Raw genomic sequence first — 23,841 nt, forward strand, 5'->3', positions numbered from 1 at the left:
TGCGAAGTTTGCGATTGCTCGCCTTGCCTGGTTACGACCCTGACACGAGCACGAAAAGGCGGTCCATAGCTCCAATTTGCCAATTTATGTGAATGATGCGTAGCATCTTGCAAAGCTTGCGAATCACTGGTTGGCAACCAGGGTGAAAATCCACGGCCTTGATCGTTCACGTAATCGTTCAGGGCCGGAAACCTTCCGGCCGATCGGAGGAGCGATGGACAAAACTTTCGCCGGGGCGCGGCTACGGCATCTCCGTGAGAGCCGTTCGATGAGCCAGGCCGACCTCGCTCGTGTGCTCGAGATCTCACCCAGCTACCTGAATCAGATCGAGCACAACTCGCGGCCGTTGACGGTGCCGGTGCTGCTGCGGATCACGCAGGCGTTCGGCGTCGACACGGAGTTCTTCGCCAACAACGACACGTCTCGCCTGGTCGCGGACGTGAAAGAGGCGCTGCTCGACGAGGTCGTCGGCGTCGAGGTGACCATGAGCGAGCTCAACGAGCTGGCCTCCAACCTGCCTTCGATCGCCCAGGCGCTGGTGAAGCTGCACCGCAGCTACCGCAACGCCGTGGAGAGCACGGTCGCGCTGACCACGGAAAACGGCCTCGGCCTGCACGGCAGCGCCGCCGCGGCGTTGCCGCACGAAGAGGTGCGCGACTTCTTCTACGAGCGCGAGAACTACGTCGCGGAGCTCGACGAGCGCGCCGAACGCATGGCGGAGGAGATCCCGTTGCGCCGAGGCTCGGCGCTCACATCGCTGAAGGATCGCCTCTGGCAGCGCTATGGCGTGGAGGTGACGAGCGAGGGGTTGAACGAAGCCGCAGGTCAGCAGCACCGTTACGAGCCGGCGACCCGTGTGTTGCGGCTCGCGCCGAGCTTGCGCGTGGGGCAACAGGCGTTCCGGATGGCTTCGCAGATCGCGTTGCTGGAGTACGACGACCTGATCACCGAGCTGGCCGACTCGTGGGCGTTCTCGGGGCCGGCCGCGCGGACGCTGGCGCGCGTGGGCCTGGCGAACTACTTCGCCGGCGCGCTGATCCTGCCGTATGGCCCTTTTCTGGCCACGGCGGAGAAGTTCCGCTACGACATCGAGCGGCTGTGTGACCACTTCGGCGTCGGTTTCGAGACGGTGTGCCACCGGCTTTCGACACTTCAGCGGCCGAAGCAGCGGGGTATCCCGTTCTCGTTCGTGCGCGTGGACCGGGCGGGGAACATGTCGAAACGCCAGTCCGCCGCGGGGTTCCACTTCTCGCGAGTGGGTGGCGCGTGTCCGTTGTGGAACATCTACGAGGCGTTCGCTTCGCCTGGCAAGATCCTGACACAGATCGCGGCCCTGCCCGACGGCAAACGCTACTTCTGGGTCGCGCGCACGGTCTCGCGCAACATCGGCGGCTTCGGCAGCCCGGGCAAGACGTTCACCGTCGGCCTCGGCTGCGAACTCCGGCACGCGGGCCGGCTCGTCTACTCCACCGGCCTCGACCTGGACGAGCCCGCCGCGGCGACGCCGATCGGAATGGGCTGCAAAGTCTGTGAACGCCCGGCGTGCTCACAGCGCGCGTTCCCCGCGATCGGCAAGCCGCTGACGGTCGACGAGAACACCAGCACGTTCGTCCCGTACCCGGCGGTGCCGAAGAGTTCATGAGCTGCGGAGGCGGATATAGGTGTTCGAGGCGGGCAGGTAAGCGAGCACGACGCCGATGAGTGGCAACACGCCGACCATGAGATCGAGGACGCCGATGCTCGGCAGGGCGTGGCCGTCCACCAGGGCGCTCACCGCCGTGTAGCCGGGCAGCAGCGAAGGAATCGTGAGCACGGTGAGCGTGATCCGGCCCCAGCGCCCGCCGAGCCAGAGCCGCACCACTGAATACGCGAGCGCCAGGCACCAGGGGACAGCGAGCAAGCCGATGCCACCCGACGCCGACGGCTGTGCGCCCATGGCCACAAGCACCGCGATCTGGCCGATGAAGAAGGCGGCGGCAAGCGACCGAGGCCGGCCGGCCCGGCTCGTCCGAAACGTTCATGGCTGCGCAAGTTAGGCCGTTCCCCCGACGCTCGGTGGCAGCTGACCGCAAGCTGCCGCCCGCACCGCCTCGGGCGTCACGATGAGCGGGAAGTACATTCAACGATCGTGCAACGGATCGATACCGTCAGTGCCCAGATGGTGGAACAGGCCGCCGAGCGGCTCACGGGTGTGGTCACCCGGACGCCGCTCGAGCCGAACGCCCGGCTCTCGTCCCGCGTGGACGCGCGGGTGTGGCTCAAGCGGGAGGACCAGCAGACCGTCCGCTCGTACAAGATCCGCGGCGCCTACAACTTCATCGTGCAGCTCAACGAGGCCACGCGCTCGCGCGGCGTCGTGTGTGCGAGCGCCGGCAACCACGCGCAGGGCGTGGCGTACGCGTGTCGCCGTTTGGGGGCGAACGGCCGCGTGTACGTGCCGGGCACCACGCCGCGGCAGAAGCGCGAGCGCATCGCGACGCTGGGCGGCGCGCACATCGAGGTGATCGTCGTCGGCGAGACGTACGAGGACGCGTTCGCCGCCGCCAACGAAGACGCCCAGCGCACGGGCGCGACGCTCGTACCCGCTTTCGACGACCCCCGCACCGTCGCCGGCCAGGGCACGGTGGCGCTGGAGGTCGTGGACCAACTCGGCTTCGTCCCGGACGTGCTCGTGGTACCCGTCGGCGGCGGTGGCCTGCTGGCCGGCATCGCGACGTGGGTGCGTGAGCGGCACCCGGAAATCCGCGTCGTGGGCGTCGAGCCGGCCGGCGCGATGTGCATGGCCGCGGCGCTGGAGGCCGGCGAGCCGGTGCGGATCGACGCGGTGGACTCGTTCGTGGACGGCGCCGCGGTCCGTGAGGCCGGCGGCGTGACCTACCCGCTCGTGCGCGACAGCGGCGCCGAGCTCACGTCCGTGCCCGAGGGCGCGGTGTGCACGGAGATGCTGGCGATGTACCAGGCGGACGGTGTGATCGCCGAGCCCGCGGGTGCGCTGGCCTCGGCCGCGCTCGGGACCACGGTGCTGGTCGAACCCGAGCAGACGGTGGTCTGCATCGTCTCGGGCGGCAACAACGACGTCAGCCGCTACAGCGAAATCCTCGAGCGCTCGCTGATGCACGAAGGGCTGAAGCACTACTTCCTCGTCAGCTTCCCCCAGGAGCCGGGCGCGCTGCGGCGGTTCCTCGACGAGATCCTCGGACCGGAGGACGACGTCACGCGCTTCGAGTACGTGAAGCGCAACAACCGCGAGCTCGGGCCGGCACTGATCGGCATCGAGATCCCGCGGCCGGCCGAGCTGCCCAGCCTGCTCAAGCGGCTCGAGGCGAGCCCGCTGCAGGTCGAGCAGGTGGAGCCGGGAAGCCCGCTGTTCCACTTCTTGCTCTGACGTTTCCGCAGGTCAGAAGCATTCGCCGCTGAACGGCAATGGGGTTCAGGCGAGTTCTGCGCTGCCTTCGCGATAGATCTTGGCAGCAGCGATGCAGCCGTTGCGAACGCGGTAGAACGCGGCGATCGGGAAGGTGCGCTCCTCGCCGTCGTGGGTGAGCCGCTCGGTCAGCTGGGCGGCCACGCGGTCGCCGTCGAGCAGGATCTCGTCGATGGTCAGCGTCGGCAGGAGCCGGGTCATGGCGCTCTCGAAAAGGTCGGCCAGCTCGGCGCGGCCACGGGCGACCGTCGTGCCCGTGACCCAGACGGCGTCGTCCGTGAAACCCGCGAGCAGAGCGCTGACGTCGCGGTTGTTGAACGCGGCCACGTGACGCCGCAGGATCTCGCTCACGAGGTGAGGGTATCCGCGGCGTCACGTGGGTTTCGCCGTTCGGCGGCTACGCCTTCGGTGCCGGGATCGGCTCGCCGGGGCAGGACTGTGTGGTCGTCTGGCCGGTGTCGAAGAACGTCACGGCCGCGGCCGCGCAGGGCAGGCTCGAGAGCGAGCCGTGGGCGTCGTCCTCGATGGTCATGAGCGAACCGCCGATTCGCCGCTGCATGGCGAGAGCCCAACCGATCGGCGTGACCGGCTCGAAAGCATGGCCGACGAGCTGCAGCGGGCTCTTGCCGGCACTGAACTGCCAGTGCGTCGCGGGCACGGGCCAGCCGACGCACATCTGTTCGTAGATGCCGAACGAGCCCGCGACCGGGTTGGCCTTGATGCGGTCGACGCGGTGCTGCCAGACCGTGTCGAAGTCGCGGGGGCTGGGTGATTCGTTGCAGAGCAGGGCGTTCTGCTGAAAGAAGTTGCCACCGGTCCGTTCGGTGTCCCAGCCGAAGCCGGTTTTCGGCGCGACCGCGGCGTCGGGCTGTGCCGGCGGAGTGCCGCCGTCACGGATGGCGGCGAGCTGGCCGGCGGCCTCGACCCACTGGCGGCGCGGGTAGGCGAAGAACTGGTTGACGGTTTCGCCGTTCAGTGGCGAACCGTCAGGACCGGTGCGAGGGTGCGCGGCGAGCTCGGCGCGCAGGTCGAGCAAAGCCTTCTCGACCTGCGGTTCGATGCCGCCGAAGTGGTAGACGGAGTCGTAGCGCGCGACCCACGCGGCGAACTCCCGGAACGTGTTCTCCCCCGCGGCGGCCTGGTCGTCGTCCATGGTCGTGACGCTCAGCTCCGGCGGCATGACGGAGTCGAGCAGCATCTTGTCGACATGGCTGTCGAAGAGCGTCCGGTACTCGGCGCCGAGGGCGGTGCCCCAGGAGACGCCGTAGTAGCCGATCTTCTGTTCGCCCAGCGCTTCGCGGATTCGGTCGACGTCGCGGGCGATGTTGGGCGTGGTGAACGACTTCACGAGCGCGGGGTCCTTCGCGAAGCACGCCGCGTTGGCCGCGGCCTTGTGGTCGGCGAGGAACCGCGCCTGGTCCTTTTCGGACAACGACGGGTCGGGCTGGGCGTCGTCCTCGTCGCACTGGAGGCTCGTGCTGTAGTCGACGCCGCGCGGGTCGAAGCCGATGAGATCGTGGTGCTCCAGCAGGCCGGACGCCTTGCTCTCCGACATGGTGAGCGGCATCTTCATGCCCGACTGGCCCGGGCCGCCGGGGTTGAACACGATCGCGCCCGTGCGTGTGCCCGTCGCGCGGATTCGGCTGACGGCGATGTCGATCGTGCGGCCGCCGGGGTCGGAGTAGTCAAGTGGCACGGTCACCATCGCGCACTCGGTGCGCTGGTCGTCGGCGTCCCAACCTTTCGCGATGGACACGCAGGGTTTCCAGTCCAGCCCTTGCGCGGACGCGAGCGCCGGCACGAGGGGGACCATCGCGACGGCCGCGACAACCGGGACGAGTAAACGGAACTTCGGCATGATGATGATCATCGGGCCCGCGCGCGATGACTCGGATCAGCCGATCGGCTGATGTGCGTCACCGATGAGCCGGGATCAGTCCGTAGTGGACCGTCGCGCGTCAGGAACCTGACACGTCCGGCAGACCGACGAACATCGTCCGGTGCAGATCCCCGACGTGGGCGCGGGTCATGATCGCCGCCTCGTCGGGGTTGCGCGTGGCGATGGCGCGGACGAGCACCTCGTGCTCCCGGTTGGATGCCCGCAGTGCCGACATCCGGTACGGCAGGTAGAAGCGGTACAGCTCGCGCAGCACGAGTTCGTACTGCTTCACCGCCGCCGCCGGCGCGCCCGAGGCGGCCACGGCGAGGTGGAACTCGGCGTCGAGCTCGTGGAACTCGGCCCACCCGGCGGCTTCGTCCATGCGGCGGACGAGGTCGCGCAGCCGTTCGACGTCCTCCTCGGTTCGCCGCGTGGCGACCAGCTGGACCAGCCCCGCCTCGATCACCAGCCGGTGGTCGATCAGGTCGTGGACCTCGTCCGACGACTCGCGGTACGCGCTCACCGCGCCGACCCGGCCCGCCGGCGCGTCGGGGGCCACGCTCGTGCCGCCGTTGCGGCCACGGCGGCGCACGAGCACGCCGTCTTCGCACAACGACACAAGAGCCCGGCGCACGGTGATGTCGCCGACGCCCAGCGCACGAGCGATTTCGCCGTTGGGCGGCAACCGCTCCCCCGGACGCAGGAGGCCGAGCTCGATCGCCAGGGCGATGCGGGCCCGCACCGTGTCGAGCGCGGACAGGCGCCGGATGCCCGTCAGCGCCGGCGAACCCAGGTCGGCAGTCATGCGGAGACCCTACCGAATAAAACATCTCAAAGTGAGCACTATTGTTTAAGTGAGCAAGATGGACTATTTTTCGGCGCATGCCCCGCCCCCTGCCGATCGCGCTGGCACAGCTGCCACCGCGCCCGTACACCGACTCCGTCGCGGCGTTCGCGGACCAGGTCGGAACCGTGCTGGCCGAACACCCTGGAACCCGACTCGTCGCCTTTCCCGAGCTACACCTCTGCGGGGTCGAAGGGACCGCTGCCGAACGCACCGAGCAACTCAACGCCGCCGCGCAGCCGCTCGAAGGCCCGAGAACCCGTGAACTGGCCCAGCTGGCCGGCGACCTCGGCGTGTGGCTTTCGCCGGGCAGCGTCTGCGAACGCGGGGACCACGGCGAACTGTTCAACACCGCCCTTGTCTTCTCCCCTGGAGGCGAGCTGGCCGGCAGCTACCGCAAGGTGTTCCCGTGGCGGCCGTATGAGCCTTATGACCCGGGTGACCGTTTCGTGGTCGCCGATCTCGCCGATGAGGGGCGAATCGGCTTCTCGATCTGCTACGACGCCTGGTTCCCCGAGGTCACGCGCCACCTCGCCTGGCTCGGCGCCGAGCTCGTGCTCAACCCGGTGCAGACCACCACGCCCGACCGCGCGCAGGAGCTCGTGCTCGCGCGCGCCAACGCGATCACCAACCAGGTTTTCGTGGCGAGCGTGAATACTGCCGGGCCCGTCGGGGTAGGAGACAGCATCCTGGTCGACCCCGAGGGCACCGTGCTCGGCGAGCTGCCGGGCGACGCGTCCGGCGTGCTCGCGAGCACGGTCGACCTGGACGAGGTCGCCCGCGTCCGTCGCGAAGGGACCGCTGGCGTCAACCGGATGTGGGACCAGTTCACGCCGGGTGACAAACCGCTGGAACTCCCCCTGTACGGGGGCCGCATCGAGCCGGACCGGTGGCGTCCGCGAGGAGAAGGAGCCCGATGAGCACCACGAAGGTGACCCCCGGAGCCAAGCTCGAACGACGGCTCGGGCTGCCCGGTGTCGTCCTTTTCGGACTCGCGTACATGGCGCCGCTGATCGTCCTGGGCACGTTCGGCGTCGTGGCGACGACGACCGCGGGCACAACGCCGTCGGCGTACGTCGTGGCACTGGTCGCGATGCTGTTCACCGCCGCGAGCTACGGCAAGATGGCCGCGACGCACCCCGTCGCCGGCTCCGCTTACACGTACGTGCGCAAGGCCATCGACTCCCGGCTCGGCTTCCTCGTCGGCTGGGCGGTGCTGCTCGACTACTTCTTCCTGCCGATGGTGATCTGGCTGATCGGTGGTGCGTACCTGTCGGCGCAGTTCCCCGACGTGCCGAGCTGGCTGTGGCTGATCGCGTTCATCGCGCTGACGACCCTGCTCAACGTGCTGGGCATCAAGATCGCCGAGAAGGCCAACTTCGTCCTCATGGCCTTCCAGGTGCTGGTGATCGTGTTCTTCCTGGTGCTTTCGCTCAAGCAGGTGCTCGCCGATGGCCACTCAGTGGCGAGCAGCGACCCGTTCTTCCACCCGGGCAGCACGTTCGGCACGATCTCGGGCGGCGCCGCCGTGGCCGCGTACTCGTTCCTGGGCTTCGACGCCGTGACGACGCTGACAGAGGAAGCCGTGGAGCCGAAGCGGACGATCCCGCGCGCGATCCTGCTGACTGCCCTCATCGGTGGCGGCGTGTTCATCGTGCTCGCTTACGTCACCCAGCTCGTGCACCCGGGTTTCCGGTTCGACGACGAGTCGTCGGCCGCGTTCGAGATCGCGCGCCACATCGGTGGCTCGCTGTTCGGGGCGTTCTTCCTGGCGGGGCTGGTGGTGGCGCAGTTCGCGTCGGGCATCGCCGCGCAGGCCAGCGCGTCTCGGCTGATGTTCGCGATGGGCCGCGACGGCGTGCTGCCGCGGGTCTTCGGCCGGTTGCAGCCGAAGCTGAACACGCCGGCGTTCGCGATCGTGCTGACGGGCGTCGTCGGGCTGATCGCGCTGGCGCTGGACGTGACCACGTCGACGTCGTTCATCAACTTCGGCGCGTTCACGGCCTTCACGATGGTCAACGTGAGCGTGATCGCGACCTGGATCCGCACGCGGCACACGACTTCACGCAACGTGCTGACGTGGATGGTCGCTCCGGTGATCGGTGCGCTGGTGGACCTGTGGCTGCTGGTGAACCTCGACGGGCTCGCCCTGACCTTCGGCCTGGTGTGGTTGGGGATCGGGATCGTCTACCTCGTCGTGCTGACGCGTGGGTTCCGCCGGCCGCCGCCGGAGATGTCGTTCGAGGAGTGACGAGTTTCGCCGCTGAATGGCTACGGGTTGCCGTTCAGCGGCGAAAGTCATGGCTACGGCTGGGGTCGTTGCCGTTCAGCGGCGACAACCAGGGCGTCGCCGCTGAGTGGCGAAACCTTCAGCTCTCGCCGAGCGTCTTCTGCAGGGCCTTGTTCGCCTTGCGCGCCATGTCGGCGACGGCTTCGCGGCGGGCGGCGTCGGCGGCGTAGTCGTCCTGGCGGTTGCGCACCACGCGCGCGGGCGAGCCCACCGCGATGGAGTAATCCGGGATGTCGCCGCGGACCACGGCGTGCGCGCCGAGCACGCAGCCGCGGCCGACGCGCGTTCCCTTGAGGACACTGACCTTCGTGCCGAGCCACGTGTCCGGACCGATGCGCACCGGCGACTTCACGATGCCCTGGTCCTTGATGGGCACGTGGATGTCAGCCGTCACGTGGTCGAAGTCGCAGATGTAGACCCAGTCGGCGACGAGGGTGGCGGCGCCGAGCTCGATGTCCAGGTAGCAGTTGATCACGTTCTGGCGCCCGAACACGGACTTGTCGCCGATGCGAAGGGACCCTTCGTGGCAGCGGATCGCGTTTCCGTCACCGATGTGGACCCAGCGGCCGATCTCGAGCCGCCCGTAGCCGGGGCGGCAGTGGATCTCCACGTCCTTCCCGAGGAACACCATGCCGCGCAGGATGATGTGGGGGTTGGCGAGCCGGAACTTGAGCAGGCGAAAGTACCGCACGAGGTACCACGGCGTGTACGCCCGATTGCGCAAAACCCAACGCAGCGAGTCGCGCGTCAGGAACTTCGCCTGGTGCGGGTCGCGCCGGGCCCGCCGCCAGGCGCGCACGCGGGACAACGCGGGCGCACCCCACATCGACGTCATGCCGTTGACCGTAACCTGTGCGGGGACGCCCGCCACAGGCAAGGGGAGCACGGATGGGGAGCAAGCTGATCATCGACACCGACCCCGGTGTCGACGACGCTTTCGCGATCGCGCTGGCGGCGGTTTCCGCCGACGTCGAGCTGCTGGGGGTGACCACGGTCTTCGGCAACGTGCCGCTGACCAGCACCACCGCCAACGCCCGGCGCCTGCTTCAGCTGTGCGACCGCCCCGACGTGCCGGTCGCCGCCGGCGCTTCGCGGCCGTTGGTGCACCTGAACAAGCGCGGTTCGAGCCACGTCCACGGCAACGACGGGCTCTCCGGTCACGCCGGCTCGCTGCCCGAGGCGACGCGGCCGTTGGAGTCGCTGGACGCCGTGGGGCTGATGGTCTCGCTGCTGGAAGCGTCCGACGAACCGGTGACGATCGCGCCGATCGGACCGCTTACGAACATCGCCGCGCTGCTCGCCGCGCACCCGGGCATCAAGTCGAAGATCTCGCGCATCGTGCTGATGGGCGGCGGCGTCGCGCGCGGCAACAGCACGGCCGTCGCCGAGTTCAACATCTGGGCGGACCCGGAGGCCGCGCACCGCGTGATCGCCGAGGACGACGTGCCGTGCGTGATGGTCCCCCTCGACCTCACCCACCGCTGCGCCGTGGACAGCGCGTGGCTGGCGAAGCTCGCCGCGTCGGGGCCACTGGGCCGAGCGCTGGACGGGCTGACGCCCGACTACCTCGCCCACTACCGGCAGGTCCTGGGCTTCGACGGCATCGTGATGCACGACGCGGTGGCCGTCGCGGAGGCGATCAGCCCCGGGATTCTCCGGACGGAGACCTACCCGGTGGACATCGACGTGACCGCGGGGCCCGCGCGCGGCATGACCCTCGTCGACCGCCGGGCGCTGCCGATCGATCCGACCGGACGGCCGATCGAGGTCGCGGTCGACACCGACCTCGACGGGCTGCGGGAGTTCGTGCTTTCGAGACTTGCCGGGGGTCGGTGATGGCGGGGCCGTCGGAGGGTTCGCAGCCGTCGCCGATGAGTGGCGACGACGAGAACGCGGTTTCGCCACCGAGCGGCGACGGCCAGGTCAGTGGACCTTCGCCGATCAGTGGCGACAACCCGGGCGGCGCCGAGTCGCCGGCCAGGGGCGACGACCAGACCACCACCGCATCGCCGGTCACCGGCGATGGTTCAGCGACCGGCGAATCGTCGCTCGTCAGTGGCGACGGCCAGGTCGGGCGCGAGTTTTCGGGTCCGGTTGAGCCGTTGGCACCGTTCTCCGCGGCGATGACGGAGCACGTGTCGCCGCTGAGTGGCGACGGTGAGAAGCCCCAGGTCGGGAAGCGGAAGTCGCGGCGGGGGCGGGCGGTTGTGGTGGTCGCGGCGGTCGTCGTGGCTGTCGCGGCGTTGGTGGTGGCCGTGCAGTTCGCGCCGGGGTCGGGGCAGCCGGCGACGACGGCCGCGGAGGCCTCGTCGCCGGCGCAGGCGCCCGTGCCGTCGGTGGCCGCGTCGAGTGCGGTGGTGCCGACGACGCAGCCGAACGTGCCGCAGCCCAGCGAGTTCGACGCGTGGGCGTCGAAGACGAGCCAGTGGCTGGACATCCCGCTGCGGGCGATGACGGGGTACGCGGAGGCGACCGTCACGCTCACCAAGGAACAACCCGCGTGCCACCTGTCGTGGGTGACGCTCGCGGCCATCGGCAAAGTCGCGAGCGACCACGGGCGCGCGCAGGGCAACCACGTCGGTACCAACGGCGAGCTGGCCAAGCCGCTGGGCACCGTCGAGGTTCGCGATTTCTACGGCCGCGTCGTGTCGACGGCCAACGCGTCCGGGCCGATGCAGCTGGCGCCGGCGGTGTGGTCGAAGTGGCAGCGCAGCGCGTCGGGTGGCAAGCCCGATCCGCAGAACATCGACGACGCCGCCCTCACCGCGGGCCACGCGCTGTGCGCGGGTGGCCGCGATTTGGCGACGGACTGGTGGAACGCCGTTTCGTCATTGCAGGGCGCGCCCGTTTCGCTGCACCGGATCCTGGCAACGGTGAACGTCTACGGCACCGTCGGGCAGGGCAGCCAGGCACCGAACCCCGCCGTGCTGAGCGCGGTCGACTTCGCGATCGACCAGATCGGCCTTCCCTACGTCTGGGGCGGCAACGGCAGCGGCGACCCGGATCCGGGCTTCGACTGCTCTGGCCTGACGACGGCCGCGTACGGCAGCGCGGGCGTGAAGCTCATGCGCACGGCGGACACGCAGTTCCACAGCGTCCCCCACGTGAGTGAACCCCAGCTGGGCGACCTGATCTTCTACGGTGAACCCACCACCAAGATCCACCACGTCGGCCTCTACATCGGCAACCAGCAGATGATCGACGCCCCGCAGACGGGCCAGGCCGTGCAGGTGCACCCGTACCGCAAGCCCGGCGACGACTACGCCGGCGCTGGGCGACCAACGGCCTGACAGTCACGGCACGTCGGTCCCCGCAATCCAACCCCAGGTCAGGGCCGACGCGATGGTGATGCCGCCGGCGATGGTGCCCGGTCCGAAGACGGCCGCGGCGGCGTTGCCGGCCGCGTACAGCCCGGGGATGGGCTGACCGGTCCAGTCGAGCACGCGGGCGCGGTGGTCGGTGCGGGCTCCGCCCTTGGTGCCGACCGCGCTCGCGTGAACGGGGAGCGCGAAGAACGGCGGTTCGGAAACCGTGCCGAGGTTGGGGTGGGCCGCGGTGGCGTCGCCGAAGGCGCGTTCGTAGGCCGTTTCGCCGCGGTGGAAGTCGTCGTCGCGGCCGGCGTCGGCGGCCGCGTTGAAGCGGCTGACGGTGTCCTGCAGTGCGGCGGCGTCGATGCCGACCTGAGTGGCGAGCTTGTCGAGGCTGTCGGCGCTGGGAAGCCAATCGGGTAGCGGCTGGTGGGGCGGCACGCCGCCGACGGGGTAGCGGGCGTGGAACTGCGCGTCGCCGATCGCCCAGGCGGGGAGGTTGCGCGGGCGGTGGGTGTTGGCGTCGAGCTCGGCAAAGGCGCCTGCGCAGTTGTGGCTGGCCTCGTTGACGAACCGCCGGCCGGCCGCATTCACCCAGATCACGTGCGGCAGGTAGCGCTCGGCCATCACGAGCTGGGCCTGCGGGGTGGCGGCGTCGTCGGGCCAGCTCCGGCCGGGTGCTTGGAAGGCGGGCCAGGACCAGTATTCGCCAGTGCGGGACAACTGCGCCCCGGCGTCGGCGGCCAGCCGCAGGCCGTCGCCGTGCTGGACAGGCGGGGTGACAGGGTGGCTGAGCGGGCCCGCGAGCAGCTGTGACCGCAGGTCGGGATCGTGCTCGAACCCGCCGGTCGCGAGCACGACGCGGCGCGCGTGCAGCCGCCACGGGGCGCCGTCCCGTTCGGCCTCGACGCCGGTGATCTGTCCGTCGGTCCGGATCAGCCGTCGCACACGGCAGCCACGGACCAGTTCCACGCCGGCGGCCCGGCAGCCGCGCAACAGCCCGACGACAAGACCCGCGCCGAGCGCGACCTCCCCCGCGGCGAGCCGACGCTCCATCAGCTCGAAGGGCGGCGTGCCGCCGGCGAACATGCGGTGCTCGAAGAACTCGTCGTTGGTGAGCACAGCCGCGCCGTACGGCGGGGGCCACAGGAGCTCGTCGGGCGCGCCGAGGCCGTCGATGCTCAGCGGCCGAGCCTCGAGGTGCCGGGCGGGTTTGCCGCCGGGGAGCTCGGCGAACGTGTCGGGGTAGCCATGGACCACGGTGAAGCGGATCGGGCTGTTTTCCTCGACGAAGTGGACCGCCGCCGGCACGGACCGCACGAAGGTCTCGACCAGCTCCGGATCGCGGCCGGGCGCGGCGGCGCCGCAGTAGGCCAGAGCCTCGTCCTCGCTGTCGGCGAAGCCGGCTTCGGCCTGCAATGGTTGTTCGGCGCCCAGACCTGGCCGCCGGACACCGCCGTCGACCCACCCCAGCGCTGCGACGCCTCCAGCACGACCACGTCCTCGCCGCGGCCGGCGGCAGCCAACGCGGCGGCCAGCCCTGCGGCGCCCGAGCCGACGACCACGACGTCCGTCTTGTCTCTCATGGACCACACCTCTCAGGTTTGCGTACTAGTACACAAATCTGGGAGAATGATGTCAAGCGCGCGGGAGGAGGCCGTCCAGCAGGGCGTCGAGGCCTGCGGCGTAGTTGTCCCAGGCGTGGGGCCATTCGCCGGCCAGGGACGAGATCAACGGAAGCTCCTCGGGGTGGGCGTCGAGGACCATGGTGCGTTGCACCTGCGGAGCGTCCTGGTCACGCTCGGCCGCGTGCGTCGTCGTCGCGTGGCGAATGGTCAGCACGCCCACCGTGTACTGCCAGACGATCCGGTACGCGGCGGCGGCCTGCCGGGGAGCGAGACCGGAGGCGACGAACCCGGCCAGAATCTCCTCCACCAGCCACAACACGGACGGGCCGGCCAGGTCGCCCTGCGCCAGCACACCGACCACCCACGGGTGCTCCGCCAGGGCGTCGTGCAGCTGTCGCCATAAAACGACCAAACGCCGGCGCGCGTCTTCCGGCAGCGTCGGCCGGGGCAGCGTGGCGGCGGTGTGGTCCAGCAGGAGCAACAGAAGCTCGTCTTTGTCGCGGACGTGCCGATAGAGCGCCATCGGGGAACAGCCGAGCTCGCGGGCGACGCGGCGCATGGTCAGCGCGTCGACGCCCTCGGTCGTGACGATCCGGCCGGCCGCCTCGACGATGTCGTCGCGCGACCAGCGCGCGGGACGGCCCGGCCGGCCTGGTGCTGTCTCAGCCATGGGCGCAGTCTCGCACCGTTCGGTCACTCGGTCCGACTATACGAGCGTATAGTCGACTACACAACTGTGTAGCGAGAGGATGCCGTGGCCGAACCCGACGATCGGACGGCGCGCGCCCGGATCCGCGACGCGGCCATGCAGCTCTTCGGCGAGCACGGGTTCGAGGGCGCGACGATCCGTGGCATCGCGGAGGCGGCGGGCGTCTCGTCGGGCCTGGTGCAGCACCACTTCGGGTCCAAGCAGGCGTTGCGCGAGGCGTGCGACGCCCATCTGGTGAAGCTGATCCACCGCCTCAACGATCAGGCGCTCGCGGGCGCGGGCGGCAATCACGTGGCGGCCGCGCGGATCGCCGTCGGGCCGTACCAGGCGTACCTCGCGCGGGCGTTGGTGGACGGCGGTGCCGCGCCGTTGTTCGACGAGATGGTGCGGCTGGGGGCGCGGTGGCTCGCCGACGTCGATCGGACGCGGCCGGACGCGCCGGACGTCGCGCCCGAAGTGCGGGCGGCGGTGAGTACCGCAATGGCGCTGTCGATCACGGTGCTGCACGAGCACGTGTCGCGCGCCATGGGTGTCGACGTGTTCAGCCCCGAGGGCGACGTGCTGCTCGCACGCGCCCTGATCGACCTCTATTCACACCCGATGCTCAGCGCCGACGACGCGCGAAAGGCGCTCGACGGGATCGAGCGGCATCGGTGACTTTGGGAGGAACCTGTCATGCCTCATGCGACCCATGCCCGGATCACGCCGCTTCCATTGGCGGAACTGGCTCCCGAGGAGCAGAAGCTCGCGAAACTCGGTGCCGACGAGGTGATCCGGGTGCTCGCGCGGAACCCGTCGTTGATGAAGGCTTCGTCGGGTCTCGGCGAACACCTGCTGTCTCGAGGCAAGCTCCACCCGCGGGTCCGGGAATTGGTGATCTTGCGGGTCGCGCTGCGGTGTGAAGCGCCGTACGAGTGGGCCAACCACGTGCCCGCCGCGCTCGGCGCCGGCGCGACGGCAGAGGAGATCAACGCGCTGTCGGATCCGGCCGCGGTGTGGCCGCCCGGGGACGACGCGGTGCTCCGCGCGGCCGACGAGTTGTGCGCCGAGGCGTTCGTCTCGGACGAAACGTGGGCGGCTCTCGCGTCGACGCTCGATGAGGCGACGATCCTCGAGGTGCTGTTCCTCGTCGGCTATTACCGGATGATGGCGGGGTTCCTGAACTCCGCGGGCGTTGAGGTGAAGCCGGGGCAGCCGGTGCTGGGCGAGCGCGTGGCGCCGATGGTCGCGGCGGGACCGGTCGTGGCCGACGCGTTGCCGTTCAGCGGCGAAACCGGCGTCGACGGAACGTGGCACATCACCTTCACGCACCCCGCGGGGAGCAAAGAGCTGGTGCTGGACCTCGAAACCGGGGACGACGGCGTGACTGGGTCCATCGTGGACACTCAGCTGGGCGTGACGGTCCCCATCGTGTCGGGCGGTGTCGACGGTCACCGTCTGGACTTCACCGCCGTGGTGACCGATCCAGCGCGGTTCGACATCGGTGTGGTAGGCACAGTCGACGGCGACGTGTTCACCGGATCGGTGACGATTTCGGGTGGCGGGACGTTCCCGTTTTCGGGTGTCCGCGCGGGGTGAAGGCGCGGAAATGGCGCGCTTGACATGGTGGTCGGCTGCTAGCGTCGGATTCGTTCGTTCCGACTCCCGGATGGAATCCGCACTATGCGCGCCAGCCTTCGTGCCGGCCTGAAGACGGCACTCAAGAACCGCGACCGCGTCGCCACCACCGCCCTGCGCTCGGCACTGGCGGCGATCGACAACGCCGAGGCCGTGCCGGTCGATCAGCTGTCCACGGGGACCGGGACGGACCACGTCGTGGGTGCGGCGCTGGGCGTCGGCGCCGCGGAGGCCGAGCGTCGTGAGCTGACGGAAGCCGACCTGCGGTCGATCGTCGAGAACGAGGTGCTCGAGCGCACGACTGCCGCGGACGAGTACGAGCGGCTCGGCCGGACCGAGGCCGCGGAGCGGCTGCGCGCGGAAGCCGACGTGCTGAGGGAGCACCTGGAGCCGGCCTCCTGAGGTCGGATCCGGCGACGGCCGCGGGGCGGAAATGGGCACTGACCTCGGTGTCGCCGATTTCCGGCAACAGCACCAGCCGTTTGCCGGTCACGTCGGCTTCCCTTTCGCCGTGGGGTCGTCCACGAGGCCCGAAGGCTGATCTGCCTGCGGTGATACCGCGTGGACAGCACCGTTGGGAAGTCTGAGCGGCCGGTACCGTGGTGACGTGAGCGGCAACGAGCTGGGAGATTTCCTGCGTGCGCAGCGAGCCCGGCTGGCGCCCGAGGACGCGGGCGTGACCGGTCATGGCCCGAGGAGGGTGAGCGGGCTGCGGCGCGAGGAGGTCGCGGTGCTGGCGGGCGTCAGCGCGGACTACTACGCGCGCCTCGAGCAGGGGCGTGAGCGCAACCCGTCCGGGCCGGTCCTGGACGCGCTCGGGCGGGCGCTGCGGCTGAACGCCGATGGCCTCTGGCACGCCTACCGTCTCGCCGGCCTCGTGCCACGGGTAGCCGAGCACCGGCGCGACGACGTCTCCCCCCAGCTCTTGCGGCTCATGGGCACCTTTCCCAACGCGGTCGCATACGTCACCAATCGGCGCCTCGACCTGCTGGCGACCAACGCGCTCGCCGACGCGCTCCTGTCCCCCGTCGGCAAGCCGGCGAACATGGTGCGCACGCTGTTCCACAACCCGGCGGCGCGCGAGCTTTTCGTGGAGTGGGACGACATCGTGGCCAGCGCCGTCGACGCGTTGCGGCTCGCGAGCGGCTACGACCGCGAGGAGGTCGGTGAGCTCGTGGACGAGCTGCTGGCCACGAGCGAGGAATTCGCCGTTCTGTGGCGAAACCACGGTGTGAAGGGGCTCGCCGGGACGCGCAAGACGTTCCACCACCCCGCCGTCGGTCGGCTCGTGCTGGACTACCAGACGTTCGACGTGCGCGACGCGTCCGGCCAGTACCTGCTGGTGGGCATCGCGGAGCCGGACAGCGCGAGCGCCGACGCACTGGCGTTGCTGGGGTCGTTGCCCGCGCTGGCCGGCCGGCCGCGGTGAGCTCAGCCAGGGTGTGCCACACCTAGGCAACGGCGTCCTTCCGGAAGCGTTTCGCCGCGGGCAGCCTCGAGGTCACGACGGTCCCCACGACCGCGCAGACCTCACGAGGAGTACGCATGAACGGCAAGATCGCGCTGATCACGGGCGCGAGCAGCGGCATCGGCGAGGCCACCGCCCTGCGCCTGGCCGCCGACGGTCACCACGTCGTCCTGGGCGCCCGCCGCACCGACCGGCTCGCGGCGCTCACGGAGAAGATCCGCGCGAACGGCGGCAACGCCGATTTCCGGCAACTGGACGTGACCAGTCTGGAGAGCGCGCGCGTTCGTGACGGCCGCGCACGGGAGCCACGGCCGGGTCGACGTGCTCGTGAACAACGCCGGCGTGATGCCGCTGTCCACTCTGGACAAGCTCCGCGTCGTCGACTGGAACCGGATGATCCACGTGAACCTGCGCGGCACGCTGCTCGGGATCGCCGCCGTGTTGCCGCTGATGGGCGAAACCGGGGGCCACATCGTGAACGTCGCGTCGACGGCCGGCCTGCGCGTGGACCCGACGGCGGCCGTGTACTGCGCCACGAAGTTCGGGGTACGGGCGCTTTCCGAAGGCCTGCGCCAGGAGAACACGAACGTCCGTGTCACCATCGTCAGCCCGGGCTTCACGCACTCCGAGCTCGCCGGCCAGGGCGGGGATCCCGAGACGCAGGCGGCGGCGCGCGCGGCGAGCGAGCAGCTGGGCATCCCGGCTTCGGCTATCGCGGACGCCATCGCCTACGCCGTGAGCCAGCCGGCGGCGGTGGACGTGAACGAGATCGTGGTGCGGCCGACGGCCCAGACCTGAGCCGTTGCGGAACCCTCCCGGCGCGGCGGGGTCCGTCGTGCCGATCCGGCGCGGCGGGGCCCGTCGTGCCAATCCCTGCGCGGCGGGACCTGTCGTGCCGAGCGGGCGCGAAGGGACCGGTCGTGCCCATCCAGCACGGCGGGTCCCGCCGCGACACCGGATCCGGCCCGAGCAGAACCCGTTGCCGCAGAACAAGTCCGCGAATCAGGCCAGGGACGCGGCCAGCTCCTCCAGCAGGTCCATCTGCTCCTGCATGCCACCCTCCATACCGGACTCGATGATGGCGTCGCGGACCTCGCGGCTGCCCGTCTCCATGAGGATCGACAGGCTGGTGCGGTCGCCCGAGCCGGCGAAGGTCGTGGTGGTGATGGCGGCGTCGTCGTCGGACGCGCCGGGGGTTTCGTAGACCTCGGTGCTGACGAGGCGTTCATCGGGCACGATCTCGCGGTACTCACCGTGGAACGCGACCTCGAAACCACCGTTGGCGTCGAGGACGTAGCGCCACCGGCCGCCGACGCGCAGGTCGATCTCGACGGACCGCATGGTGCCACGGCGGCCCGCCCAGAAGCGCTTGACCAGATCGGGCGTGGTCCACGCGCGGTAGACGAGGCGCCGCGGGGCGGCGAACTCGCGGGTGATCAGGATCTGGTCATCGGCCGGCAGGGTCACCTTCGCCGTGCCCGTTGTCGTCTCGGTCATGGTCGCTCTCCTCGCCCGTGGATCGGTCGTCGGTGTGTTCGAGTTCCTCCAGCACGGAGTCCAGCAGCTCGAACCGCTCCTCCCAGGAGCGCTCGAACTGCCGAACCCAGTCGTGGATCGGTTTCAGGGCGCGGCCATTGAGCCGGTACAAGCGCTGACGCCCTTCGTCCCGGACGTCGACCGCACCCACTTCGCGCAGCACGCGCAGGTGTTTCGACACCTGCGGCTGCCCCATGCCGAGCAGCCGGACGAGGTCGTTGACGGGGTACTCGCCACCGGCGAGCACATCGAGGATCTCCCGTCGCCGCGGTTCGGCCACGGCGTTGAACACGTCGGTCGTCGTCGCTGCTCGTGCCACGCCGACTATCGTATTCCCATATGGGTATGTGTCAAGAGGGCGCCGGACGGGCGCGGACGTGGAACCGCTCCCCCTGTGGTCCGAAAAGGGCGAGAACCTCGCACGGCACGTCGCCGGGGTTGCCGAACCAATGCGGAACGTGCGTGTCGAACTCCACGACTTCACCCGGTTTGAGGATCACGTCGTGCTCGCCGAGGATGAGCCGCAACTGGCCGGAAAGGACGTAGGCCCACTCGTACCCCTCGTGCACGCGCGGATCGGGGTCCGTGTCGGGCCAGTGCGGCGGGAAGATCTGCTTGTACGCGCGCAGCCCGCCGGGCCGGCGCGTGAGCGGGAAGAACGTGATGCCGTGACGCACGAAGGAGTTCGTGTGCAGCCGCGGGTCGCTGGTCGGCGCGGTGCCGACGAGCTCGTCGAGCGGCACCTGGTGGGCGCGCGCGAGGGCGAGCAGGAGCTCGAGCGTCGGCTTGCGCTGCCCGGATTCGAGGCGCGAGAGCGTGCTCACGGAGATGCCGGTGGTCTCCGACAGCTGGGCGAGTGTGGCGCTGTTCTGCTGGCGGAGCGCGCGCAGCCGCGGACCCACCGATTCGAGGACGCCGTCAACGTCCGGGAGTTCACCGTCCATGCCTCCATTTGCTACTTCGGCAAACACTTTTGTCAAGTCGGCGACTTCTGCGCATAGTCCGAGGGGAGGGACGAACTACAGGAGGACCAGGTGAACGAGAACTACGACGTCGTGGTGGTCGGCGGCGGTGCCGCAGGCCTCAGCGGCGCGGTGGCGCTGGCGCGCTCACGGCGTTCCGTGCTGGTGGTGGACGCCGGCGAGCCACGCAACGCTCCGGCCGGCCACGTGCACAACTACCTCGCCCGCGAGAGCACGCCGCCCGGCGAGCTGCTGGCATCCGGGCGTGAAGAGGTCATCGGGTACAGGGGCGAGATCGTGGCCGGGGCGGTGACCTCGGCCGCCGCGCTGGACGGCGGGGGGTTCGTCGTGACCCTCGCCGATGGGAGGACCACGCGAGCGCGTCGCCTCCTAGTGGCGACGGGGCTCGTCGACGAACTGCCGGACATCCCGGGCGTCGCCGAGCGGTGGGGCCGCGACGTGCTGCACTGCCCGTACTGCCACGGCTGGGAGGCACGCGACCAGGCGATCGGCGTGCTGGCGACGAACCCGATGGCCGTCCACCAAGCGCTGATGTGGCGGCAGCTGTCGGACGACGTGGTCGTTTTCCGGCACACGGCTGCGTTCGACGAGGAGCAGATCGCGCAGCTGACCGCGCGCGGGATCCGGATCGTCGGCGGCGAGGTGACGGCACTTCGGGTGGAGGACGACGCGCTCACCGGCGTGGTGCTGCGCTCGGGTGAGGTGGTGGCGCGGGAGGCCGTGGTGATCGCGCCGCGGTTCACGGCGCGGGCCGACGTGCTCGTGTCGCTGGGGCTGGAGCCGGTGGAACTGGAGGTCGACGGGCACGTGATCGGCAGTTCGGTGCCGGCGGACGCGAACGGCGCCACCTCGGTGCCCGGGGTGTGGGTGGCCGGGAACGTGACCGACATGAAGTCGCAGGTGGTCGTGTCCGCGGCGGCCGGGCTGACGGCCGGCGCGATGATCAACGGCGATCTCGTCGCCGAGGACGTACGACGGGCGCGGGACCCTTTCGCGCACGACATGGAACGGCAGGTTGCCGCGCTGGTCGGCGACTCGACGAAACACGGGGTGTGACGATGGCTGAGCAGCACGAAGAAGTCCCGTTCGACCAGGATTCCTGGGACGAGCGGTACCGGTCGAAGCCCGCGATCTGGAGCGGGCGGCCCAACGCGCAGCTCGTGACGGAAGTCGCCGGCCTGCGCCCGGGCAGCGCGCTCGACGCCGGCTCCGGCGAAGGCGGCGACGCGGTGTGGCTCGCGCAGAACGGCTGGCGCGTGACAGCCGCGGACTTCGCGGCCACCGCCCTCGACCGGGGTGCGGCACAGGCGGCCGAGCTGGGCCTGGGCGACCGGATCCGGTGGCTGACGACCGACCTCACGACGTGGGTGCCGGACGAGAAGTACGACCTCGTCACTTCGCACTTCCTGCACTTGCCGACGGCCCAGCGCGTCCCGATCTTCGCGCGGCTCGCGGACGCGGTGGCGCCGGGCGGGACGTTGCTCATCGTCGGCCACCACCCGACGGACGTGGAGGGCGCCGCGCACCGGCCGAATGTGCCGGACATGTTCTTCCTGGCGGAGGATGTGGCGGCGACGTTGGACGAGTCGTGGGAGTCCGTGGTGACCGATGCACGGGAGCGGGCAAACGTGATCGAGGGGCACGAAGTGTCCATTCGCGACACTGTGTTGGTGGCGCGGAAGCAGTGAGTTCCTTGGTCGGGCGCCTGTTGCCATTGGGTGGCGACGGGTGTCCGGCCAGGTTTCGCCGGTGAATGGCGGTTGTCGCCGTGCGGTGGCGACGGCTCGCGCGATTCGCCGGTGAGCGGCGACGGCATTCGCCAGTGCATGGCGACAGGTCGCACCATTCGCCGTTCAGTAGCGACAGCTCGCGCGATTCGCCGCTGGGCGGCCACGGCATTCACCAGTGCATGGCGACAGGTCGCACCGCTCGACTTTCAGTGGCGACGGGTCGCGCCGTCGCTCGCCGTTGGGCGGCGAGGTGTTCGCCCGTGAGTGGCGAATAGCTGGTGGAAGCCCGAAACGGCGCCGAGCGGGGGCGGCCGGGCTAGCCTTGGCGGCATGGCGACTTGGGAAGACGTGGCGCGACTGGGGGCACGGCTGCCGGGGACGGAGCTGGTCGTCAAGCGGGATGCGCGGTCGTGGGGCGTGAAGGGCAAGGCGTACGCGTGGGAGCGACCCTTGCGAAAGACCGATATCGACGCGCTCGGGGACGCGGCGCCGGAGGGCGACGTGCTGGCGGTTCGGGTGCCGGACGTCGGGGCGAAGGAGGCGTTGCTGGCGGACGAGCCGGGCGTTTTCTTCACCACGCCGCACTTCGACGGGTACCCGGCCGTGCTCGTGCGGCTGGCCGAGATCGATCTGGCGACGCTTGACGAGGCACTCGTCGAAGGGTGGCTCTGCCGGGTGCCGAAGAAGGTCGGGAAGCAGTACCTGGAGGAGCGCGGCACCGGCTGACATTGTCCAGCCCTCCTTAACGATTCGTCCAAGATCTTTCACCTGCCCTGTCAATCGGGGCTGGGGCAGCGTGGAAAGCGAACCGATCGGGGGGAGCGCGGATGAGCGGCACCGTGGTGCGGATGGCGGCGCTGGCCGCGCTCTGGGGCTCGACGTTCCTGTGGATCAAACTCGCCCTCGAAGGCTTTTCGCCAGCAGTAGTGACGGTGATCCGGTGCGCGCTCGGGTCGCTGGTGCTGCCCGGGATCGCGATGGCGGCGCGGCAGAAGCTGCCCCGAGACCGGACGACGTGGGGACGGCTGACGGTCGCGGCGTTGTTGTGCAACGTGGTGCCGTTCGCGCTGCGGCCCGAATGGACATGCGGCCGAAGCCGCGACGCGCGCGGACTGACTGCGAAGGCCGTCGAGCGGGCGCGGAGTTGCCGAGCGAAGGACGCCGGGGGGAGCGGGAGCCGAGCGGGGAGAGCTCGGATAGAGCTGCGGCGGATGTCGGCGGAGTCGGGGCGGAGCTGGGCGGACGGGTGGCCCGAACGGAAAGCGCAGGTCAGCGGCAGCGTTGCCGGTGGTCGGGACAGTGTGGCATCCGAATGGCGTATGGCCCGAGTCACGTTATTGGTCTATACCATTTGGACAAGGTTTCCCCGCTCTCCAGGTCCCCGCTGTGGAGGTTTCACCATGAGGCTCCCCTCTCCCCGGAAGTTGATTGCCGCGTTGGGTGGATTGGCGGCGGTGGCCGCTGGGTTGGCTGCGCCGGCGGGTGCGGTGTCAGCGGCGCCCGCGGCGGCTGGGTCGCCGGTGCCGGTGGCGCCGTATGTGGATATGGGGGCGTGGCCGACGCCGGTGCTCTCGACGATGTCGTCGAAGGGTGGGGCGAAGGGGTTCACGCTCGGGTTCGTGACGGGCGCCGGGTGCAAGGCCAGCTGGTTCAACGCGTATGACCCGCGCTCGGCGTGGCAGGCGGATGAGATCGCGAAGATCCGGTCGGGCGGGGGTGATGTAAAGGTGTCGTTCGGTGGTGCGTCGGGGATTGAGCTGGCGCAGGCGTGCAGCAGCGTGTCGTCGCTCGCGGCGGAGTACGACGCGGTGGTGAAAGCGTACGGCCTGAAGTACATCGACCTCGACATCGAGGGGGCCGCCGTGGCCGACACGGCGTCGATCCAGCGGCGGTCGCAGGCGCTCAAAACCGTGCAGAACAACAACCCCGGCCTGAAGATCTCGCTGACGCTGCCGGCGTTGCCCAACGGGCTCGACAGCAACGGCCTCGGTGTGGTCAACGCCGCCAAGGCGGCGGGCGTGAACCTGGACCTGGTCAACGTGATGGCCATGGACTACTACCAGGGCGCGGGCGACCAAGGAGCGAAGGCGATCTCGGCCGCCAAGGCGACGCAGGCGCAGCTCAAGTCCATCTTCGGGCTGTCGGACGCGGCCGCGTGGAAGAAGGTCGGGCTGACGCCGATGCTGGGCGTCAACGACTCGCAGAACGAGATCTTCTACCAGAAGGACGCCACCGCGGTGGTGAACTTCGCGAAGAGCGTGCACCTGGGCATGCTGTCGTTCTGGGAAGCCGGCCGCGACGCGAACGCGTGCAACGGCGCGCTTTACCGCTGCACCAACGTTTCCCAGCAGCCCTACGAGTTCTCGAAGATCTTCTCCGGGTACAACGGCTGACCGGTGGCCCGGCCTGGGTGTCCACTGAGGAC

At 69.8% G+C, this 23,841-nt stretch carries 24 protein-coding genes and 2 pseudogenes; 16 read left to right on the forward strand and 10 right to left on the reverse strand.

Features of this window, described 5'->3' with window-relative positions:
* Positions 1–214: 214 nt before the first annotated feature.
* Complete coding sequence (locus tag QRX50_RS48255; RefSeq protein ID WP_285969733.1) at positions 215–1,642, forward strand: short-chain fatty acyl-CoA regulator family protein; 1,428 nt, start codon at positions 215–217, stop codon at positions 1,640–1,642.
* Here the strand turns inward: QRX50_RS48255 and QRX50_RS48260 are convergent.
* A complete protein-coding gene (locus QRX50_RS48260) occupies positions 1,637–1,936 on the reverse strand; it encodes a hypothetical protein (protein ID WP_285969734.1) in 300 nt (99 codons plus the stop codon). The two genes, QRX50_RS48255 and QRX50_RS48260, sit on opposite strands and share 6 nt — an antisense overlap.
* Positions 1,937–2,128: 192 nt before the next feature.
* Here QRX50_RS48260 and ilvA point away from each other — a divergent pair, with 192 nt between their 5' ends.
* The gene (ilvA, locus tag QRX50_RS48265) at positions 2,129–3,385 is read left to right on the forward strand and encodes a threonine ammonia-lyase IlvA (RefSeq protein ID WP_285969735.1); all 1,257 of its coding nucleotides are present in this window, start codon (positions 2,129–2,131) and stop codon (positions 3,383–3,385) included.
* A gap of 45 nt (positions 3,386–3,430) precedes the next feature.
* Here the strand turns inward: ilvA and QRX50_RS48270 are convergent, their stop codons facing one another.
* The 3 genes from QRX50_RS48270 to QRX50_RS48280 form a co-directional block, all read right to left on the reverse strand.
* Entirely contained in the window at positions 3,431–3,775 is a 345-nt protein-coding gene (locus QRX50_RS48270; RefSeq protein ID WP_285969736.1) for a nuclear transport factor 2 family protein, read from the reverse strand.
* 46 nt (positions 3,776–3,821) lie between these two features.
* The gene (locus tag QRX50_RS48275) at positions 3,822–5,282 is read right to left on the reverse strand and encodes an alpha/beta fold hydrolase (RefSeq protein ID WP_285969737.1); all 1,461 of its coding nucleotides are present in this window, start codon (positions 5,280–5,282) and stop codon (positions 3,822–3,824) included.
* A 100-nt stretch (positions 5,283–5,382) separates the two neighbouring features.
* On the reverse strand, positions 5,383–6,108 hold the full coding sequence (locus tag QRX50_RS48280; RefSeq protein ID WP_285969738.1) for a FadR/GntR family transcriptional regulator: 726 nt from the start codon (positions 6,106–6,108) through the stop codon (positions 5,383–5,385).
* A gap of 77 nt (positions 6,109–6,185) precedes the next feature.
* Here QRX50_RS48280 and QRX50_RS48285 point away from each other — a divergent pair, with 77 nt between their 5' ends.
* Together QRX50_RS48285 and QRX50_RS48290 are read left to right on the forward strand one after the other, a co-directional pair.
* Complete coding sequence (locus tag QRX50_RS48285) at positions 6,186–7,067, forward strand: carbon-nitrogen hydrolase family protein (protein WP_285969739.1); 882 nt, start codon at positions 6,186–6,188, stop codon at positions 7,065–7,067.
* Positions 7,064–8,398, forward strand: a complete 1,335-nt coding sequence (locus tag QRX50_RS48290) for an APC family permease (protein WP_285969740.1) — start codon at positions 7,064–7,066, stop codon at positions 8,396–8,398. Before QRX50_RS48285 ends, QRX50_RS48290 begins: the two co-directional genes overlap by 4 nt.
* A gap of 118 nt (positions 8,399–8,516) precedes the next feature.
* On the opposite strand, the gene QRX50_RS48295 is transcribed toward QRX50_RS48290, so the two are convergent.
* Complete coding sequence (locus tag QRX50_RS48295) at positions 8,517–9,272, reverse strand: acyltransferase (RefSeq protein WP_285969741.1); 756 nt, start codon at positions 9,270–9,272, stop codon at positions 8,517–8,519.
* Between the two features lie 53 nt (positions 9,273–9,325).
* On the opposite strand from QRX50_RS48295, the gene QRX50_RS48300 reads away from it, so the two are divergent.
* Positions 9,326–10,273: a nucleoside hydrolase gene (locus tag QRX50_RS48300; protein ID WP_285969742.1), complete on the forward strand. Its 948-nt coding sequence runs from the start codon at positions 9,326–9,328 to the stop codon at positions 10,271–10,273.
* Positions 10,274–10,647: 374 nt separating this feature from the next.
* A complete protein-coding gene (locus QRX50_RS48305; protein WP_434533393.1) occupies positions 10,648–11,727 on the forward strand; it encodes a C40 family peptidase in 1,080 nt (359 codons plus the stop codon).
* 3 nt (positions 11,728–11,730) lie between these two features.
* Here QRX50_RS48305 and QRX50_RS48310 read toward each other — a convergent pair.
* Both QRX50_RS48310 and QRX50_RS48315 read right to left on the reverse strand, forming a co-directional pair.
* A pseudogene (locus QRX50_RS48310) lies at positions 11,731–13,331 on the reverse strand (FAD-dependent oxidoreductase).
* Positions 13,332–13,383: 52 nt separating this feature from the next.
* A complete protein-coding gene (locus QRX50_RS48315; protein WP_285969744.1) occupies positions 13,384–14,043 on the reverse strand; it encodes a TetR/AcrR family transcriptional regulator in 660 nt (219 codons plus the stop codon).
* Positions 14,044–14,127: 84 nt separating this feature from the next.
* On the opposite strand from QRX50_RS48315, the gene QRX50_RS48320 reads away from it, so the two are divergent.
* The 6 genes and pseudogenes from QRX50_RS48320 to QRX50_RS48340 all read left to right on the forward strand — a co-directional run bounded on the left by QRX50_RS48320 (position 14,128) and on the right by QRX50_RS48340 (position 17,965).
* Positions 14,128–14,739 carry a TetR/AcrR family transcriptional regulator gene (locus QRX50_RS48320; RefSeq protein WP_285969745.1) on the forward strand — a complete coding sequence of 204 codons (612 nt, stop codon included), beginning with the start codon at positions 14,128–14,130 and terminating at the stop codon, positions 14,737–14,739.
* Positions 14,740–14,757: 18 nt separating this feature from the next.
* Positions 14,758–15,660 carry a carboxymuconolactone decarboxylase family protein gene (locus QRX50_RS48325; RefSeq protein WP_285969746.1) on the forward strand — a complete coding sequence of 301 codons (903 nt, stop codon included), beginning with the start codon at positions 14,758–14,760 and terminating at the stop codon, positions 15,658–15,660.
* Between the two features lie 84 nt (positions 15,661–15,744).
* On the forward strand, positions 15,745–16,101 hold the full coding sequence (locus QRX50_RS48330) for a GatB/YqeY domain-containing protein (protein ID WP_285969747.1): 357 nt from the start codon (positions 15,745–15,747) through the stop codon (positions 16,099–16,101).
* A gap of 205 nt (positions 16,102–16,306) precedes the next feature.
* The gene (locus tag QRX50_RS48335) at positions 16,307–17,128 is read left to right on the forward strand and encodes a helix-turn-helix domain-containing protein (protein ID WP_285969748.1); all 822 of its coding nucleotides are present in this window, start codon (positions 16,307–16,309) and stop codon (positions 17,126–17,128) included.
* Positions 17,129–17,244: 116 nt separating this feature from the next.
* Positions 17,245–17,382, forward strand: a pseudogene (locus QRX50_RS50215) (SDR family NAD(P)-dependent oxidoreductase); the annotation flags it as partial.
* 70 nt (positions 17,383–17,452) lie between these two features.
* The gene (locus QRX50_RS48340; RefSeq protein ID WP_353074076.1) at positions 17,453–17,965 is read left to right on the forward strand and encodes an SDR family oxidoreductase; all 513 of its coding nucleotides are present in this window, start codon (positions 17,453–17,455) and stop codon (positions 17,963–17,965) included.
* Positions 17,966–18,169: 204 nt separating this feature from the next.
* Here the strand turns inward: QRX50_RS48340 and QRX50_RS48345 are convergent, their stop codons facing one another.
* Genes QRX50_RS48345 through QRX50_RS48355 form a run of 3 tightly spaced genes read right to left on the reverse strand, consistent with a single transcriptional unit; the run spans position 18,170 to position 19,647 of the window.
* On the reverse strand, positions 18,170–18,664 hold the full coding sequence (locus QRX50_RS48345) for an SRPBCC family protein (protein WP_285969749.1): 495 nt from the start codon (positions 18,662–18,664) through the stop codon (positions 18,170–18,172).
* Positions 18,615–19,022, reverse strand: a complete 408-nt coding sequence (locus tag QRX50_RS48350; protein ID WP_285969750.1) for an ArsR/SmtB family transcription factor — start codon at positions 19,020–19,022, stop codon at positions 18,615–18,617. The genes QRX50_RS48345 and QRX50_RS48350 overlap by 50 nt, the downstream gene beginning before the upstream one ends.
* Before the next feature lie 31 nt (positions 19,023–19,053).
* On the reverse strand, positions 19,054–19,647 hold the full coding sequence (locus QRX50_RS48355) for a helix-turn-helix domain-containing protein (protein WP_285969751.1): 594 nt from the start codon (positions 19,645–19,647) through the stop codon (positions 19,054–19,056).
* A 90-nt stretch (positions 19,648–19,737) separates the two neighbouring features.
* Between QRX50_RS48355 and QRX50_RS48360 the strand changes: the two genes are divergently transcribed.
* From QRX50_RS48360 to QRX50_RS50220, 4 genes are all read left to right on the forward strand, one after another.
* Positions 19,738–20,742: an NAD(P)/FAD-dependent oxidoreductase gene (locus QRX50_RS48360; protein WP_285969752.1), complete on the forward strand. Its 1,005-nt coding sequence runs from the start codon at positions 19,738–19,740 to the stop codon at positions 20,740–20,742.
* Between the two features lie 2 nt (positions 20,743–20,744).
* Positions 20,745–21,374 carry an SAM-dependent methyltransferase gene (locus tag QRX50_RS48365; protein WP_285969753.1) on the forward strand — a complete coding sequence of 210 codons (630 nt, stop codon included), beginning with the start codon at positions 20,745–20,747 and terminating at the stop codon, positions 21,372–21,374.
* Between the two features lie 372 nt (positions 21,375–21,746).
* The gene (locus tag QRX50_RS48370; protein ID WP_285969754.1) at positions 21,747–22,142 is read left to right on the forward strand and encodes an MmcQ/YjbR family DNA-binding protein; all 396 of its coding nucleotides are present in this window, start codon (positions 21,747–21,749) and stop codon (positions 22,140–22,142) included.
* Positions 22,143–22,243: 101 nt separating this feature from the next.
* A complete protein-coding gene (locus QRX50_RS50220) occupies positions 22,244–23,809 on the forward strand; it encodes an EamA family transporter (RefSeq protein ID WP_353074077.1) in 1,566 nt (521 codons plus the stop codon).
* The last annotated feature ends 32 nt before the right edge of the window (positions 23,810–23,841 follow it).

The organism is Amycolatopsis sp. 2-15, from assembly GCF_030285625.1.
GTDB classification, from domain to species: domain Bacteria; phylum Actinomycetota; class Actinomycetes; order Mycobacteriales; family Pseudonocardiaceae; genus Amycolatopsis; species Amycolatopsis carbonis.

Coding starts and splice junctions, on each gene's coding strand:
- QRX50_RS48330 (WP_285969747.1), top strand. CDS start 15,745: ATGCGCGCCAGCCTTCGTGCCGGCCTGAAGACGGCACTCAAGAACCGC.
- QRX50_RS48370 (WP_285969754.1), top strand. CDS start 21,747: ATGGCGACTTGGGAAGACGTGGCGCGACTGGGGGCACGGCTGCCGGGG.
- QRX50_RS48365 (WP_285969753.1), top strand. CDS start 20,745: ATGGCTGAGCAGCACGAAGAAGTCCCGTTCGACCAGGATTCCTGGGAC.
- QRX50_RS48300 (WP_285969742.1), top strand. CDS start 9,326: ATGGGGAGCAAGCTGATCATCGACACCGACCCCGGTGTCGACGACGCT.
- QRX50_RS48275 (WP_285969737.1), bottom strand. CDS start 5,282: ATGCCGAAGTTCCGTTTACTCGTCCCGGTTGTCGCGGCCGTCGCGATG.
- QRX50_RS48345 (WP_285969749.1), bottom strand. CDS start 18,664: ATGACCGAGACGACAACGGGCACGGCGAAGGTGACCCTGCCGGCCGAT.
- QRX50_RS50220 (WP_353074077.1), top strand. CDS start 22,244: ATGAGCGGCACCGTGGTGCGGATGGCGGCGCTGGCCGCGCTCTGGGGC.
- QRX50_RS48355 (WP_285969751.1), bottom strand. CDS start 19,647: ATGGACGGTGAACTCCCGGACGTTGACGGCGTCCTCGAATCGGTGGGT.
- QRX50_RS48315 (WP_285969744.1), bottom strand. CDS start 14,043: ATGGCTGAGACAGCACCAGGCCGGCCGGGCCGTCCCGCGCGCTGGTCG.
- QRX50_RS48260 (WP_285969734.1), bottom strand. CDS start 1,936: ATGGGCGCACAGCCGTCGGCGTCGGGTGGCATCGGCTTGCTCGCTGTC.
- QRX50_RS48290 (WP_285969740.1), top strand. CDS start 7,064: ATGAGCACCACGAAGGTGACCCCCGGAGCCAAGCTCGAACGACGGCTC.
- QRX50_RS48255 (WP_285969733.1), top strand. CDS start 215: ATGGACAAAACTTTCGCCGGGGCGCGGCTACGGCATCTCCGTGAGAGC.
- QRX50_RS48295 (WP_285969741.1), bottom strand. CDS start 9,272: ATGACGTCGATGTGGGGTGCGCCCGCGTTGTCCCGCGTGCGCGCCTGG.
- QRX50_RS48325 (WP_285969746.1), top strand. CDS start 14,758: ATGCCTCATGCGACCCATGCCCGGATCACGCCGCTTCCATTGGCGGAA.
- QRX50_RS48285 (WP_285969739.1), top strand. CDS start 6,186: ATGCCCCGCCCCCTGCCGATCGCGCTGGCACAGCTGCCACCGCGCCCG.
- QRX50_RS48280 (WP_285969738.1), bottom strand. CDS start 6,108: ATGACTGCCGACCTGGGTTCGCCGGCGCTGACGGGCATCCGGCGCCTG.